Genomic DNA, 16569 nt, shown 5'->3' with positions numbered 1-16569 from the left:
TGTGGGAAATCACGTAAATCTGGTAAAATTATCTGTCGGCACAGAGACCGTGGAAACGCTCGCCCAATGGCAAAAAACCGTTGCATCCCAGACCTCTGACGGGTTTCCACGCCATGTCACCCGAATGTGGCCAAAACGCGGGACAGAAATCTTGAATGGCGGGTCAATCTATTGGGTCATCAAAGGTGTGGTTCAAGCCCGCCAAACGATCCTGCGTCTGGATGAGGTGATCGGTGACGATGGCATCCGCAGATGCGCTATTGTCCTCGATCCGAATCTTATCAAAACCGAAACCGCCTTGCGCCGCCCCTTTCAGGGCTGGCGCTATTTGAAACCAGAAGACAGCCCTGCGGATTTGCGCGCCGGTGCGTCACAGGATGACCAAGAGCTCCCTGCCGAACTGGCCGCCGCTCTGGCGGCCATTGGCGTACGTTAGGCAGCGATACCCAATTTGGTGACCAGCGCCTTAAGGGCCAGACGATCTTGCGCAGTCATAGGAGCTTTGCGTGCCCGAAACAGTGTTGCTTGAGACGCCAAGGCCATGCCATCTGCCAGCAATTTGAGGTGGTTCGCCCGCAGGGTTTCACCTGTGGACGTGATATCGGCAACGGCTTCGGCGGTCAGATTTTTCACGGTGCCCTCGGTGGCCCCCTGACTGTCCACCAGTTGATAATCCGCCACGCCATTGTCCCGAAGGAATTCGCGCACCAGTCTGTGATATTTCGTGGCAATCCGCAGACGGAACCCGTGCTTGGCGCGAAACGCCGATGCAGCGGCGTCGAGATCGTCCAATGTATCCACATCAACCCAGCAGTTAGGGACAGCAATAATCAAATCCGCCTGCCCGAAACCTAATAGAGCAAGTTCTTCAACCTGCTGTTCCCACTGACCCAATTTTTCGCGGATCAAGTCCGTCCCAGTGACGCCCAGATGGATACGCCCAGCCGAAAGTTCGCGCGGAATTTCGCCCGCAGAAAGCAGCACAAGCTCAACGCCTTCAACGCCCTCTACCGCGCCTGCATATTCTCTGTCCGATCCGCTGCGCGACAACGACACGCCGCGCGCACCAAACCAATCAAAGGTCTTTTCCATAAGCCGCCCTTTGGACGGAACACCCAGTTTAATGGTCATAGCGCACCCTCCACCTCAAGCATCAGCCCCGGGCGGATAACCCCACCGACAGCAGGAATCGAACGCCCCTGCCCCAAGACCCGCGTCAGAGCATCGTACCGACCACCTGTCGCAACCGGAGGTAGGTCTGGACGGTCAGCGGCATAAAATCCAAAGACAAACCCGTCATAATATTCCATTTGGGTGCGTCCGTAATTTGCCTCGAAATCGAGAGCCTCGACATCAACACCCAATGCCGCCAACGCATCCATCCGGTCCTTAAGACGAAACACGGCCTCGGTGATGGCAGGCATATCCACAGCAATATCGCGCAGATGCTCAAGCGCAAACGGCATCGCTTCGCGCACACCAAGCAGTGCGTCAATCAAGGCGACCTGACCCTCTGCCAGAGGAGCGGCGGCCGCGTCGTCTTTCAAGGCATCGATACGCGCGCTGATTTCTTCCGTGGTACGCATGCCGATGACCGGAAACTCGTGCGCCATGGGGGTGTCTTGCGCCAACAATGCGGCACGGCTGGGCGGCACGGGTGTGACGCCGGAAAACCGATCCATCAGTGCCCGGAAACGCCGAGGTCGCCAGATATGGCGCAGCAGGGCGCGTTTGCGTGCATCTGTGGTTTCCAGCCCCAATACGGCGGCTTTGAGCACACCAATATCACCAGTCGCAGCCCGTAGATTAAGCGGAGTTAGCGTTTTTTGGAACAAGGCAAAGACTTCGGCATCCGCAGCGGCGGGGTTTTCGCGATCAAACACCTCGTAGCCAACTTGGGTATATTCATTCGCACGATCGCTATCGTCTTCTTGCCGACGAAACACTTCACCAGAATACGTGTAACGCGCGGGTTCCGCACCATGATCCATATGCATCTGTACGACGGGAACCGTAAAATCAGGACGCAACATTTGCTCGCCCCGCAACGAGTCGGACGTCACATAGGCACGCGCACGGATGTCTTCACCGTACAAGTCCAACAGCACTTCTGCAGGCAACAAAACCGATGTTTCCACGGGATGCGCGCCAGCAGTTTCAAACGCTGCACGCAATTGCGAGGCGCGCGCACGAATTTCAGCCTTGTGTGGCATCAGCTGTCCTGCCCTGCTAGAATTTCGCGCACTTTTGCCACCAATTGATCGCGGGGCACTTCGAACTGGCTCGGGCGTTCTTTCCACTCTTCCAAGGTGGCATTCTGGGCAATTTTCGCACCCAAAATCAGATCCTTGATCTGAATAACACCGCGTTCTTTTTCGTCACCACCTTCGATCACCGCCACAGGCGAATTGCGCTTGTCAGCATATTTCAACTGATTGCCGAAATTCTTGGGGTTGCCCAGATAGACCTCGGCGCGGATGCCCGCATTGCGCAGGTCGGCCACCATAGTTTGATAATCCGCCATACGATCGCGATCCATCACCGTGACCACGACAGGCCCCGCAGATACACCGCCCATGCGGCCTTTGGCATGCAATGCCGCCAACAAGCGGTCAACACCGATAGAGACACCGGTTGCCGGCACGGCTTGACCCGTAAACCGTTTCACCAAATCATCATACCGACCACCGCCTGCAACCGATCCGAACTGGCGCTTGCGGCCTTTTTCGTCAAAAATCTCGAAGGTCAGTTCCGCTTCAAAAACAGGCCCTGTGTAGTACCCGAGGCCACGCACAACCGACGGGTCAATCTCGATCCGATCCGCGCCATAGCCACCAGCAGCCAACAGGTCACCGATCTGCTCTAACTCGGCAATACCTTCGGCCCCCACGACAGACCCACCAACTGCTCCGCGCAAGTTCTCAAAGGTCGTAGCAACATCCGTGGCTTTTGACGTCAGGAAGGCAATCACGGGCTCGGCCTGATCTTCGCTCAGACCCACCCCGTCGATATAGGCCCCAGACGCATCCAGACGCCCCTTGCCCAGCAACTCGCGCACCCCCTGTTCACCGACTTTGTCAAACTTGTCGATGGTCCGCAAAACGTTGTCCCGCGCGGCTTGGTCATCGCCAAGCCCCATGGCCTCAAGCACACCATTCAAGACCTTGCGGTTGTTCACACGCACAAGATAGTCGCCGCGGGGAATACCAACCGTTTCAAGGGTATCGGACAACATCGCGCAGATCTCAGCATCCGCCGCCATGCTAGCGGTTCCGACGGTATCCGCATCACATTGATAGAACTGACGGAACCGACCCGGCCCCGGTTTTTCATTGCGCCACACCGGCCCCATGGCATACCGCCGATATGGCGTCGGCAGGTCATTGCGGTGCTGCGCATAAACGCGAGCCAACGGCGCGGTCAGATCATACCGCAACGCCATCCAGTCGCCTTTGTCGTTTTCATCAAACTCTTGCCATGCGAACACGCCTTCGTTCGGGCGGTCGACATCTGGCAAAAACTTGCCCAGCGCCTCGACGGTTTCCACGCCGCTGCTCTCCAGAGCCTCGAAACCATAGCGATGATAGACCCCCGCAATCTGATGCAGCATCTCTGCGCGCTCGGTAACTTCGGCGCCGAAATAATCTTGGAAACCCTTTGGCGCTTCGGCCTTGGGGCGTGGGGCTTTCTTTTGCTTGGCCATGAGTCATGGTCCCTTTTGGGATTTCAGTCGAAGCAGGCTTTACCCAATGGGCGTCACGGGGGCAAGCAAACCCTCGGAATTGAGCGCCTTAATACTCAATTCGGCAGATATATTTATCATAAACCCAGCCGACAGTGCCGCGATAGCTCTCATCCTGAAGGCCATATTTGATCATCACCTGCCTCCAGCCTTTTTCTGAAGACGGCTCTAGTGAAGACAAAAAGGTGTCAGGCCCCAGCCTCTCGATCATGCGACATTTGGAAGAGCCGCAGGTTCGCAACGCCAGAAAGTTGTCTCCGGCAGGATCAAGTTTGCAGACAACAAAATCTTCGCCGGAATACGCAAATACCGCGCTTGCCATCGCTCCGGACGCGGCCAACACGGCCAGTATCTTAATAGCTGTCATTAGACTCTCCCAAAATTGCTTGAGACAAGTTTAATTCGAATGCGCCAAGTGCCCCATGATCCCCATCAAATATCGTCGAAATCACCGCCCCGCCCTTTGCCAGCGGCAAATCTGGCAGCCCCGTCCACACCATTCGACAAAAAGCTTGCATAAGACTGCCATTCCCGCGTCAACGCTTGGGCCAGCGCTTCACCTGTCTGACGCGCAGACAAGAAGTCTGCACGCATGCAATCCTGCGGAAAGGCACCAAGACTTTGAGCAAGGTCCAACGCCGCACCTAATGCCCGCCCTTTTGCGACGACACGGTCCGCCATACCGATGGCCAACGCCTCTGCGCTCTCAACTGGCCGTCCTGTCAAAATAAGGTCATTCGCCCGCCCTTGCCCAAGAAGTTTTGGCAATCGCACGGTTCCGCCATCGATCAGCGGCACACCCCAGCGTCGACAAAACACGCCAAACGTGGCGCCTTCGCCGACGACGCGCATATCGCACCATGCGGCCAATTCCATACCTCCCGCGACGGCATACCCCTCGATCGCTGCAATCACAGGTTTGGACAACATCAGACGCGACGGCCCCATTGGCCCGGGAATGGGCGATTTGCGCGCATCCTGCCAACCCGCAGGGATCTGCACCGCGTCAATCCAGTGTGTGCCGCTGGCACCCGCGGCGGCTTTCAAATCAAAACCGGCACAAAACGTGTTCCCGGCTCCTGTTAAGATGGCAATGTCTACATCTTGGTCCGTCTCAAACGCCAAAAATGCCTCGTATAGAGCTTTGGCGGTATCCGGGTCGACAGCGTTTCGCGCCGCCAGCCGGTCAATGGTGACAATACGTATGCGCCCTTGGGTTTCGATCTGAATACTCATCACCACTCCTATGCTGGTGCGGTCCAGTTTTCACCAACCCCAATCAGCTTGCAACCGGCTCCCTTGCTTGACCTGCACCTGCCGACCATTGTAGCGACACATCATGGAAAAACTTGAAGAACAAATTGCACATCTCACGAAGACACTCGAAGAGCTGTCCGATGTGATCGCGCGGCAAGACACCGAGATTTCGACCCTGACCCGTCGCGTACATATGTTGATGGAGCGAGAAGCCCACCGCGATGCGGCAGGCGGTGGCGGCGTCATCATTGGCGACGAACGCCCACCACATTACTGATACAGCGTTCTCACAGTGAGGCGAGAGCGCGCAATTGCGCTTTCGCACGCCATCCAGCAGGACGATAGATCAGTATTCTTCGATCGCCATGACACCGTCCTGAGATTTGATAGCACCCTTAACTTGTGGATTAACTGGGAATTCGACACCAAGGTTCATTTCGACTTCACCGGGCAAGTCGGGACTCATCAAGCAGAATATGACAGGTCCACGCGCCCCCCGCTTCACAGCTTCTTCGGCCTGATGCAAGACATTCGCAACCAGCCCTATCGCCTCCACATCATCTAGGAAGATTTTCAGTCCGGCGCTGCCCGCGTCCGCAATCACCACATCAATCGGTGCAATCGAGCGCGCCAACAATTTGAGTTGATCCGCTTCCAGCGTAGCCTCGACGGTTACGACCACCTTGGATCCGGTTTCCAAATGCTCGCGGCATTTCTCGAGCGTATCCGAGAAAATCGTGACCTCATACGCCCCAGTAGGATCGCTGAGCTGCGCGAACGCAAATCGATTGCCACGCGCCGACTTACGCTCTTGCCGACCAGACACACGCCCCGCAATCTTCACCAAGCACGGGCCTCCGCGCGCTTCTTCAGCGGCTTCATCAAGGGTCAGCACCTTTTTGCGTCGCAACGCAGGCATGTAATCTTCCAACGGGTGACCGGACAGGAAAAACCCGATGGCACGCGCCTCTTCATCAAGGCGTTCCGCCGGAAGCCAATCGCCCACCGGTGACATGCGTGGCTCAGGCAAATCTTCGCCTGCCTCTCCAAAAAGAGAGACCTGATTAGAGGACTTCTGTTCAAATATCGCTGCTGAATACCCCACAAGCGCGTCCAGACTTTCCAAGACGCGCCGACGGTTGCCATCCAATTGGTCAAACGCACCTGAGCGCGCCAGCATTTCAAGCGGGCGCTTACCCACGCGCTTAAGATCAACACGGCGGGCAAAATCATAAAGCGTGGCAAACGGCCGTTCGACACCGTCCACTTGACGCCCCTGCGTGACAAGCTTCATGGCTTCGACACCTACGTTTTTCAACGCCCCCAGCGCATACACCAACGCGCCCTCACGCACCGTAAAGGTGGCTTCTGATCGATTTACACACGGCGGGATATACGGCAGCTTCAGCGCCTTTTTGACCTCTTCGAAATAGATCGCCAGCTTATCCGTAAGATGAATATCGCAATTCATCACGCCGCCCATGAATTCGACAGGGTGGTTCGCCTTGAGCCACGCGGTTTGATAGCTCACAACCGCATAGGCCGCCGCGTGGGACTTGTTAAAGCCATAGTTGGCAAACTTTTCAAGAAGGTCAAAAACCTCAGATGCCTTCTTGGCTGGCACACCGTTTTCCGCGGCCCCTTTTTCAAATTTTGGGCGTTCGGCATCCATGGCCTCTTTGATCTTTTTACCCATGGCGCGGCGCAGCAAATCTGCCCCGCCAAGGCTATAGCCCGCCATGACCTGCGCGATCTGCATCACCTGTTCCTGATAAACGATAATGCCCTGTGTCTCGGCCAAGATGTGATCGATCAGCGGATGCACTGACTCGATCTCTTTCAGACCGTTTTTGACCTCGCAATAGGTTGGGATGTTTTCCATGGGGCCAGGACGATACAACGCCACCAAGGCCACGATGTCTTCGATACAGGTTGGCTTCATGCGCTTGAGCGCATCCATCATACCGGTAGATTCCACCTGAAACACGGCAACCGTTTTTGCAGCTGCATACAACTCATAGGACGGCGCGTCGTCCAGAGGAATGGCGTTGATCTCGTTTACGGCACCCTCTGGCGGTTCATACAATTGCGTGCCATCAGCGGCCGTGTGCAAATCGCGCCCCGAAAGCTTGATCAAATCCACCGCGTTTTGAATGACAGTCAGGGTCTTAAGACCCAAAAAGTCAAACTTGACCAATCCGGCCTGTTCAACCCACTTCATATTAAACTGGGTGGCAGGCATATCCGATCGCGGATCCTGGTACAGCGGCACCAGCGCATCCAAAGGCCGGTCTCCGATCACCACACCCGCCGCGTGGGTCGATGCGTTGCGCAACAATCCCTCGACTTGCTGACCATAATTCAACAGCCGCTCTACAACTTCTTCGTTGCGGGCTTCTTCGCGCAACCGCGGCTCTTCGCGCAATGAGTCTGCAATAGACATCGGCTTGACGCCTTCAACCGGAATCAGCTTTGACAGTCGGTCGACCTGCCCATAAGGCATTTGCAGAACCCGCCCGATGTCGCGCACGGCGGCCTTGGACAAGAGCGCACCAAACGTGATGATCTGTCCGACTTTGTCCCGTCCGTATTTCTGCTGCACATACCGGATCACTTCTTCTCGGCGATCCATACAAAAATCGATATCAAAGTCGGGCATAGACACACGTTCGGGGTTCAAAAACCGCTCAAACAGCAATGAGTACCGTAGTGGATCAAGGTCGGTCACCGTCAAGGCGTAGGCCACCAAAGACCCCGCACCCGATCCACGCCCAGGTCCGACCGGGATGCCGTTGTCTTTGCTCCACTTGATAAAGTCGGCCACGATCAGGAAATAGCCGGGGAACCCCATGCCCTCGATGATATCAAGTTCAAAATCCAGACGCTTTTGATAGTCCTCAACTGACACAGCATGTGGAATAACGGCCAAGCGATCCTGAAGCCCTGCGTTGGCTTGCCGCCGCAGCTCGACCACTTCGTCATCAGCAAACTTTGGCAAAATGGGATCACGCCGATATGTTTGAAAGGCGCAGCGACGCGCAATCTCGACCGTATTCTCGATCGCTTCGGGAAGGTCCGCGAAAAGCGTGATCATCTCTTGCTGGGTTTTGAAATAGTGCTGCGCCGTCAAACGTCGACGGCCTTCTTGCTGATCCACATAGGCCCCGTCAGAAATGCAGATCAGCGCATCATGCGCTTCGTACATCTCTGTGTTTGGGAAATACACGTCATTGGTCGCCACCAGCGGAATGTCCATGGCATAGGCCATTTCGATAAATCCGCGTTCAGACAGCTTCTCGGCTTCCGGTTGACCGTCCTCTCCGGGATGGCGCTGCAGCTCGACATACAGCCGGTCGGAAAATATCTCTTTGAAACGTTGCATCAGACCTTGGGCCTGATCACGATGCCCCGCACGCAACATCCGGCCGATTGGGCCATCAGGGCCACCCGTCAAACAGATGATGCCCGCGGAGTACTTCTCCAACTCGTCCAAGGTCACCTGAGGCAACTGCCCGCCCTTGTCCACATACAGACAAGAGTTCAGCTTCATGAGATTCTCATATCCCTCTTCGCGTTGTGCCAACAAAACAATGGGCGCTGGGACGGGCGGAAGCGAGAGGCCTGATTGATCCGCTTGAGGCATTGCTAGGTCGACCTGACAGCCAACAATTGGCTGGATACCTGCCCCGCTTGCGGTCACAGAAAACTCAAGAGCTGCAAACATATTGTTGCTATCGGTCATAGCCACGGCGGGCATACCTGCCTCTTGGCACATGCCAGCAAGTTTCTTGACGCGAACAGCCCCTTCCAGAAGAGAATATTCCGTGTGAACACGCAGGTGAATGAATCGAGGAGAATTGGTCATTATGCCAAGCTATCCCAGCCTTGCGCCAAGGGGAATGGGCCATTGATGGGCTGAGAGAAATGAATTTCAAACTCCAGATTGCTTAAAGATTAACCGTCTTTTTGAGGTAATTCTTGGGGGACCTTCAAATAGGCATTGATAATCGCCATCCCGACAAGATAGAAAATCCCTGAAAATTCAAATTGTTGCGTCACCAAAGAAAAATGCCGCACGGGGTGTTATGCGACATCCCGTCCCAAGTTTCGCTTGCGTGAAAGCGCTCGGCATTCCTACTGTGTGACGGCTAAACATAAGGGCCGACCGCAAACGTGATGTAACTCCCGTTGGCGAACACAGAGCCCAAAAAGGAAGAACGCTGTATGACAGGGACATTGCTAAGTATTTCGGGTCTGACCAAGGCCTATCCCGGCGTGGTCGCCAACGACACGGTGTCCTTTGACATTCAAGAAGGCGAAGTTCACGCCCTTTTGGGAGAAAACGGCGCGGGAAAATCCACCTTGGTGAAAATGATCTATGGTTTGGTCAAACCAGACAGCGGCACCATGACGTGGCGCGGGGCCGCTTTCGCCCCCCCTGAGCCCAGAGCAGCGCGCGCGTCTGGCGTCGCGATGGTGTTTCAGCACTTCTCTCTTTTTGATGCCCTAACTGTCGCTGAAAATGTCGCACTCGGGATGGAAAACCCACCCGCGATGCGCGATTTGGCCGCAAAAATTCGCGATGTTTCTGAAAATTACGGCCTTCCTTTGGACCCCGATCGCACAGTGGGGGATTTGTCGGCAGGTGAACGTCAGCGCGTCGAAATCATCCGCTGCCTGTTGCAGGATCCAAAGCTGTTGATCATGGACGAGCCGACGTCTGTTTTGACGCCACAAGAAGTAGAAATTCTGTTCAAAACGCTGAACAAGCTCAAGGCCGAAGGCACCTCCATTCTGTATATCTCGCACAAGCTCGAGGAAATTCGCACCTTGTGTGACCATGCCACGATTTTGCGCCTTGGTAAAAATGTGGGTACGTGTATTCCCGCCGAGACCACCGCACGTGATATGGCCGAATTAATGGTAGGCGATACGCTGCACACACCGACCCGTACCATCACCGAGGGTGGCGAAGTTGTGCTTGATGTCAAAAATCTGTCGCTGGATCCGTCAAACCCATTCGGCACAAAACTAAAAGACATCTCGTTTCAGGTTGAAGCTGGCGAAATTCTTGGGTTGGGCGGAGTTGCGGGCAATGGGCAAGATGAACTTCTTGCCGCGCTCTCTGGAGAAGCGTTGACCGACGCGGCGACGATTACAGTGAAGGGCGACCCAGTGGGTGATCTCGGCCCGAACGAGCGCCGAAATCTTGGTATTCTCGCCGCTCCGGAAGAGCGCCTTGGGCATGCCGCAGCGCCTGACATGAGTCTGACCGCGAATGCGCTCCTCACAGGGGCCATTCGCGAAAACCTTACCCACAAAGGATTTGTGGACTGGGCCAGCACCACCGCATTTGCGGAAAAGATTATCTCGGCCTTTGATGTCCGCACACCCGGACCGCACACGGCGGCTCGGGCCTTGTCCGGCGGCAATCTGCAAAAATTTGTGATTGGTCGAGAGATTCTCCAAAACCCTCAAGTGCTTGTTGTGAACCAGCCCACTTGGGGCGTGGACGCCGCCGCCGCAGCCTCAATTCGCCAAGCATTGCTTGATCTTGCGGGCGCAGGCGCTGCCATCGTGTGTATTTCACAGGACCTCGACGAGCTTATGGAAATTTCGGACCACTTTGGTGCCCTGAACGAAGGGCGTCTGTCCGAAATCCGCCAAGCCGTCGGACTAACTGTTGAAGAAATTGGCCTGATGATGGGAGGCGCCCATGATTTGGATGCCCCCGAAATCGACGCGCCCGCTCAGGAGCAATCGGCATGATCAGACTTGAAAAACGCCCCCAGCCGTCGAAGACGCTGTCGCTGGCAACGCCACTTATCGCTGTGGTGGTAACGATGATCGCTGGCGGCTTGCTGTTTGCCACACTCGGAAAAAACCCGTTCGAGGCCATTCGCACAATTTTCTGGGACCCGTTGTTTGGCGAATATGCCTTTTATTACCGGCCTCAGTTATTGGTCAAAGGTGCGCCACTTGTGTTGATTGCCATTGGTCTGTCGCTGGGGTTTCGCGCCGGCATCTGGAATATTGGGGCAGAAGGCCAATACATTGTTGGCGCGATTTGTGGCGCGGGCGTCGGCCTTGCCTTTTACCCGATGGAAAGCTTCCTGATCTTTCCGCTCATGGTGCTTGCTGGGGCATTGGGCGGATGGGCATGGGCCATGATTCCGGCCTTGCTTAAGGTCAAATTCGGCACCAACGAAATTCTTGTGTCCCTCATGCTGGTGTATGTGGCAGAGCAATTGCTCGCCTCTATGTCGCTTGGCCTCTTGAAAAACCCGCAAGGCTTCGGCTTTCCCGGTTCTCGCAACCTCCAAGACTATGCCTCTGCGCATAACGCAGAACTGATCACCGGCAGCGGCATGCATTGGGGTGTCGTTGCGGCATTCATCGCCGTGATCTTGGCCTATGTTCTTTTGAACAAGCATATCTTGGGCTTTAATATCCGGCTCAGCGGCGAAGCCCCGCGCGCCGCACGCTTTGCGGGTGTGAACCCAACGCGCCTTATTCTGTTTTGCCTTGGGGCGTCGGGCGCGCTGGCAGGGCTTGCGGGGTTGTTCGAGGTCTCTGGCCCATCCGGTCAGGTGAGCATCGACTTTAATGCTGGCTATGGCTTTACCGCGATCATCGTGGCCTTTCTTGGGCGCTTGCATCCAGTTGGCATTATGCTGGCAGGGCTATTGATGGCGTTGACATATATTGGTGGCGATATCGCAGAATCCAATTTGCAACTGCCAGCTGCTGCCATTCAAGTGTTCCAGGGCATGCTGCTCTTCTTCCTGCTCGCGCTGGATCTTCTCACAAACTACCGTCTTAAATTTGCTTCAAAAGGGGTTGCATAATGGATCTTTCAGCCATCAATCCTGTCCTGTTGATTGCCTCTCTTATGGTCGCGGCCACACCTTTGCTGCTCGCGGCAATTGGCGAACTGGTTGTCGAAAAATCCGGTGTCTTGAACCTTGGCGTAGAGGGCATGATGATTGTCGGTGCTATCGCTGGCTTTGCGTTTTCGGTTGAAACAGGCTCGCCTTTGCTGGGGGTCATTGGTGCGGCGATCTGTGGGGCACTTCTGTCACTGCTGTTTGCATTTCTGACCCAATTCGCCTTGGCAAACCAAGTGGCGTCGGGCCTTGCCCTGACATTGTTCGGGCTCGGTCTGTCGGCTCTGATGGGCCAAAGCTATGTGGGTGTCCGCCCTCCTGCCATGCCACGTCTGGACCTGCCGGTCCTATCTGACTTGCCTGTTGTCGGGCCGATCCTATTTAGCCACGATCCCATTCTGTATTTTGGCATCGCGTTGACGGCTGTTGTCTGGGCCGTTCTCAAGTTCAGCCGCATTGGCTTGATCCTGCGCGCGGTCGGGGAAAATCACGATGCGGCCCATGCTCTGGGGTATCATGTGGTACGTGTGCGCATCCTTGCCATCATGTTTGGGGGCGCTTGTGCCGGCCTTGGCGGCGCATACATCAGTCTGATCCGTGTGCCACAATGGACCGAAGGCATGACGGCAGGAATCGGCTGGATCGCCCTTGCCCTAGTCGTTTTCGCCAGCTGGAAACCTTGGCGCGTGCTTCTTGGCGCGTATCTTTTTGGCGGAATCAACGTCTTACAACTAAATTTGCAAGCCGCAGGTGTCGCAATTCCAGTCGAGTACTTGGCAATGTCGCCATATCTGATAACCATTCTTGTGCTTGTTATCATGTCGGCAGACAAAAGCGGTGCACCTGCTTCGCTCGGCCGGATATTTCACGCCTCGCAATGAGGCCAATAGAAGATCAACACCAAAGGGGGGAATTTCCCGCATGAAACTGACCAAACTTCTGACAAGCGCCGCTGTGGCGCTGGGTCTGGCAACAACCGCCATGGCCGAAGACAAAACCAAAGTGGGCTTCGTCTTTGTCGGCCCCGTGGGCGATGGCGGCTGGACATACGAGCACAACAAAGGCCGTCTTGCGGTCGAAGAAAAATACGGCGACAAGGTCGAAACCGTCTTTGTTGAATCTGTCCCAGAAGGCCCGGATGCAGAACGCGTGATGACCCAAATGGCACTTGATGGTGCTGACCTGATCTTCACCACATCTTTTGGCTATATGGACCCGACGATCAACGTTGCCAAGAAATTCCCAAAAGTGAAATTCGAGCACGCTACAGGCTATAAGCAAGCTGATAACGTTTCGGTATACTCGGCTCGTTTTTATGAAGGCCGCGCCGTACAAGGGCACATCGCTGGCTCTATGACCAAATCCAACGTGATTGGCTATATCGGCTCGTATCCGATCCCCGAAGTTATCCGTGGCATCAACTCTGCATATATCCATGCCAAGAAAGTAAACCCGGACGTACAATTCAAAATCGTGTGGGCCTATACATGGTTTGATCCCGCAAAAGAAGCCGACGCCGCCAAAGTTCTTATTGAACAAGGTGCCGACGTAATTCTGCAGCACACTGACTCGACCGCCCCGCAAGCCGCTGCCCAAGCTGCTGGGAACGTCATCACGTTTGGCCAAGCATCCGACATGTCGGAATACGGACCGCTGCCACGCGTGTCTTCGATCATTGATGATTGGGCACCCTACTATATCGCACGTGTTGGTGCGGTCATGGATGGCACATGGACAAGCACAAGCACCTGGGATGGTATTGGCGCTGGCATGGTTGGAATTGGCGAAATTTCAGATGCCGTTCCTGCCGACATCAAAGAGCAAGCATTGGCTCTGAAAGCGTCTCTGGCGTCTGGTGAGTATCACGCCTTTACGGGCCCTGTGAACAAACAGGATGGCTCTGCTTGGTTGGCAGATGGCGAAACCGCTGATGATGGTACACTGGCTGGTATGAACTTCTATGTCGAAGGCATCGAAGGCGACGTACCAAACTAAGCTGGATTGCACAGTTACCCTTCTAAGGCCCGCCTGATCGGCGGGCCTTTTCAGTTGCCGGACCCAAAAATCCTCTCATCCGTCTGACAGTGGCGCGTCATGGCATGTGGACGTGTTTTAGTTGCGATCCACAACAGCCCACCCTAGGCTGATTTTGCGTCGTCCTCCAAATATCCGATTGGGCCCAATGATGAAGACCTTCCTCACCAAGACCTTTGTCACCGGCATATTGCTTGTCGTACCGGTATTCTTCCTAGTTTTCACACTGATGAAAGCATTCCACGCAGTGCGCGGTGTGATGGGTCCTATTGTCGACACGCTCGAGATTGAACGCTTTGCAGGAATCTTGTTGTTGAACGTTCTGGCAGTGATTGCGCTCATCCTGACGATCTTTGTATTGGGGTTGTTTGCGTACATCCCAGCGGTCAAGAAAAAGGTGGATCAACTTGATCTGTTTCTGCGCGACCGCGTGCCCGGTTACTCTATTATCAAAGGGATCGTATCGGGCACCCTGAAGGCAGACACATCCGTGAATGATCTGAAAACCGTGCTGGTACGCCAAGGCGATACCGCTCGTATTGGATTTGAAGTCGAACGCATTGATGCTCGAAACGTGATGGTGTTTCTTCCGAATGTTCCCAACCCACAGACAGGTGTGGCCGCTGCTTTTCGGCCGGAAAACGTGCACCCCATCGATTTGCCGCCACATAAAGTTCTTGAAATGTTGAACTTTTTCGGAAGAGGCGTCGGAACATGGGTTGGGCAGATTCAAGATCAGAACGAATTCAAGGACAAACCCGCACCCGATCCGAACGATCCTCTCTAGAACCGACGGGCCCTTAGGAAACTGCAAAAATTGCCACAAACCTCTGGAGCGCGTAATCTTTCTCGCAGCAGGAGGTCATACGATGCGCAAACTTCAATCTCAGGGTGTTCACCATATCACCCTAACGGGTGCTGATCGCCAGACATCCATTGATTTTTGGGAGGGCACCCTCGGGATGCCCTTTGTGTTCGATCAACCCAATCTGGACAACCCACGCGAAGGGCATTTGTATTTTGATCCCGGCGACGGGCGACTTATCACCGTGTTCACGGATGAAGACCGTGTGCCGAATGCCCGACGTACACCAACCGACCCCGGATGCGTGCACCACCTTGCATTTAACCTGTCTCGCGCGACGTTTCTCCAAGCTGTAGACAGGCTGAACGAGCGCGGCATATCCCACTCTGGCCCAAAAGATCGCGGTTTCATGGACTCGATCTATTTCAAAGACCCAATGGGGCTTTTGATCGAATTAGCATGCTACAAGTTCGAGCCCCCCAGCGGGTGTACCCACGCAGACGTGATGATCCGGGCCCACCAAATTCGCGTTCACGCAGGAGACTATAACATAACTGAAATTCATCTGGCCGACGCGATTGAAAGCTTGGTTTCAGATCGCCAGAATTCTCTGTCCGTGGATCGCTCGGCGCGCAATCCATACTAATTCCATCCAAATTTCCGCTGACCCATTGCTTGGCTAGATCGAGACGCTATAGACATCAAAAAGGCCAACTCGGCTGGACAGTCTTATGCGTGCCAACGGCATGATTTTGTAAGGAATAGATATGTTTGATTTTCTCGTTATTGGGGGGGGAATTGCCGGTACGTCTGCCGCTGCTCGCCTTGCGCCACATGGCAAGACACTGGTTCTCGAGCGCGAAACCTCTTTGGGATATCATGCGTCAGGCCGCTCGGCAGCGCTCTATGAGTCAAACTATGGGTTGGCATCTACGGTCGCTCTGTCCAAAGCCAGCAACGATTTCTTCACAAATGCAGATGTCGGCCTGATCAGCCCCCGAGGCCTACTGATGGTCGCTAAATCTGATGAACGCGCTGAATTTGAGGTCACCTGCGCAAAAATGGACATGACCGAAATACCGCGCGATGACGCCATTGGAATGGTCCCTATTCTCGACCCCGAAACCGTCGAATTTACGGCCTATCATAAGGCTGCTTATGATATCGACACTGACCGCATGATCCAGTTCTTCGCCAAAGGCGTCCGCGCATATGATGGTGACGTTCTGACAGGCCAGACTGTGACACAAATCACCCGATCCGAAGCGGGCTGGACCGTCACCGCAAATGGCACGGATTACTCGGCAAAGATGATTTTTAACGCGGCTGGTGCGTGGGTTGACCAGATTGCACAACTCGCTGGAATCACGCCTTTGGGCTTTACACCACTACGGCGATCCATGGCACGTATTCCTGCACCGGGTGGGCACGACATATCAAACTGGCCAATGATTTTGGATATTCGCGAGACATGGTATGCCAAACCCGATGCGGGCAAACTGTTGGTCTCACCTGCCGAAGAGGATTTGCAAGAACCGCATGATGCATGGGCCGACGACATGGTTCTGGCTGAAGGGTTGGCGCGCTACGAAGAGAACGTCACCGAACCAGTCACACGTTTAGAAAGCAGCTGGGCAGGCCTGCGCACGTTTTCGCCAGATCGAAACTTGGTTCTGGGCCCATCTGCGGATGATGCCACGTTTTTCTGGGTTGCCGGGCAAGGCGGATATGGGTTCCAATCGGCACCTGCGGCCTCGCAACTGGTCGCCGATCTTGTGACGGGCACACCTTCCGTGATCGATGCACAAACCCTCGCTGCTCTTGATCCGCAAAGGTTCAAATAA

General features: G+C 54.9%; 15 protein-coding genes. 9 read left to right on the top strand and 6 right to left on the bottom strand.

Going from position 1 to position 16569, the window contains the following annotated elements; all coding sequences use genetic code 11:
- The first annotated feature begins 1 nt into the window (after position 1).
- A complete protein-coding gene (locus FAP39_RS03105) occupies positions 2 to 436 on the top strand; it encodes a DUF1489 family protein (RefSeq protein ID WP_138014915.1) in 435 nt (144 codons plus the stop codon).
- Here the strand turns inward: FAP39_RS03105 and hisG are convergent.
- The 5 genes from hisG to FAP39_RS03080 form a co-directional block, all read right to left on the bottom strand.
- Positions 433 to 1131 (bottom strand): ATP phosphoribosyltransferase, encoded by a 699-nt coding sequence (gene hisG / locus FAP39_RS03100; protein ID WP_138014914.1) that lies wholly within the window; start codon positions 1129 to 1131, stop codon positions 433 to 435. The two genes, FAP39_RS03105 and hisG, sit on opposite strands and share 4 nt — an antisense overlap.
- Complete coding sequence (locus FAP39_RS03095) at positions 1128 to 2213, bottom strand: ATP phosphoribosyltransferase regulatory subunit (RefSeq protein WP_138014913.1); 1086 nt, start codon at positions 2211 to 2213, stop codon at positions 1128 to 1130. The genes hisG and FAP39_RS03095 overlap by 4 nt, the downstream gene beginning before the upstream one ends.
- Entirely contained in the window at positions 2213 to 3703 is a 1491-nt protein-coding gene (hisS, locus tag FAP39_RS03090; protein ID WP_138014912.1) for a histidine--tRNA ligase, read from the bottom strand. The genes FAP39_RS03095 and hisS overlap by 1 nt, the downstream gene beginning before the upstream one ends.
- Positions 3704 to 3791: 88 nt before the next feature.
- Complete coding sequence (locus FAP39_RS03085; protein WP_138014911.1) at positions 3792 to 4109, bottom strand: hypothetical protein; 318 nt, start codon at positions 4107 to 4109, stop codon at positions 3792 to 3794.
- A 65-nt stretch (positions 4110 to 4174) separates the two neighbouring features.
- Complete coding sequence (locus FAP39_RS03080; RefSeq protein WP_138014910.1) at positions 4175 to 4978, bottom strand: crotonase/enoyl-CoA hydratase family protein; 804 nt, start codon at positions 4976 to 4978, stop codon at positions 4175 to 4177.
- Positions 4979 to 5081: 103 nt separating this feature from the next.
- Here FAP39_RS03080 and FAP39_RS03075 point away from each other — a divergent pair, with 103 nt between their 5' ends.
- Positions 5082 to 5276: a SlyX family protein gene (locus FAP39_RS03075; RefSeq protein ID WP_138014909.1), complete on the top strand. Its 195-nt coding sequence runs from the start codon at positions 5082 to 5084 to the stop codon at positions 5274 to 5276.
- A 69-nt stretch (positions 5277 to 5345) separates the two neighbouring features.
- Here the strand turns inward: FAP39_RS03075 and dnaE are convergent, their stop codons facing one another.
- A complete protein-coding gene (dnaE, locus tag FAP39_RS03070) occupies positions 5346 to 8864 on the bottom strand; it encodes a DNA polymerase III subunit alpha (protein ID WP_138014908.1) in 3519 nt (1172 codons plus the stop codon).
- 359 nt (positions 8865 to 9223) lie between these two features.
- Between dnaE and FAP39_RS03065 the strand changes: the two genes are divergently transcribed.
- The 7 genes from FAP39_RS03065 to FAP39_RS03035 all read left to right on the top strand — a co-directional run bounded on the left by FAP39_RS03065 (position 9224) and on the right by FAP39_RS03035 (position 16569).
- A complete protein-coding gene (locus FAP39_RS03065; protein WP_138014907.1) occupies positions 9224 to 10768 on the top strand; it encodes an ABC transporter ATP-binding protein in 1545 nt (514 codons plus the stop codon).
- Positions 10765 to 11847 carry an ABC transporter permease gene (locus FAP39_RS03060; protein WP_138014906.1) on the top strand — a complete coding sequence of 361 codons (1083 nt, stop codon included), beginning with the start codon at positions 10765 to 10767 and terminating at the stop codon, positions 11845 to 11847. Before FAP39_RS03065 ends, FAP39_RS03060 begins: the two co-directional genes overlap by 4 nt.
- The gene (locus tag FAP39_RS03055; RefSeq protein WP_138014905.1) at positions 11847 to 12767 is read left to right on the top strand and encodes an ABC transporter permease; all 921 of its coding nucleotides are present in this window, start codon (positions 11847 to 11849) and stop codon (positions 12765 to 12767) included. The genes FAP39_RS03060 and FAP39_RS03055 overlap by 1 nt, the downstream gene beginning before the upstream one ends.
- A gap of 40 nt (positions 12768 to 12807) precedes the next feature.
- Positions 12808 to 13881 (top strand): BMP family ABC transporter substrate-binding protein, encoded by a 1074-nt coding sequence (locus tag FAP39_RS03050; protein WP_138014904.1) that lies wholly within the window; start codon positions 12808 to 12810, stop codon positions 13879 to 13881.
- Positions 13882 to 14068: 187 nt separating this feature from the next.
- The gene (locus tag FAP39_RS03045; protein ID WP_171006769.1) at positions 14069 to 14707 is read left to right on the top strand and encodes a DUF502 domain-containing protein; all 639 of its coding nucleotides are present in this window, start codon (positions 14069 to 14071) and stop codon (positions 14705 to 14707) included.
- Positions 14708 to 14789: 82 nt separating this feature from the next.
- The gene (locus tag FAP39_RS03040; RefSeq protein WP_138014902.1) at positions 14790 to 15371 is read left to right on the top strand and encodes a VOC family protein; all 582 of its coding nucleotides are present in this window, start codon (positions 14790 to 14792) and stop codon (positions 15369 to 15371) included.
- 121 nt (positions 15372 to 15492) lie between these two features.
- Positions 15493 to 16569 carry an NAD(P)/FAD-dependent oxidoreductase gene (locus tag FAP39_RS03035; protein WP_138014901.1) on the top strand — a complete coding sequence of 359 codons (1077 nt, stop codon included), beginning with the start codon at positions 15493 to 15495 and terminating at the stop codon, positions 16567 to 16569.

It is taken from the genome of Shimia litoralis (genome assembly GCF_005518135.1).
Lineage (GTDB): Bacteria > Pseudomonadota > Alphaproteobacteria > Rhodobacterales > Rhodobacteraceae > Shimia_E > Shimia_E litoralis.
This window is presented reverse-complemented; position numbering and strand designations above follow the sequence as displayed.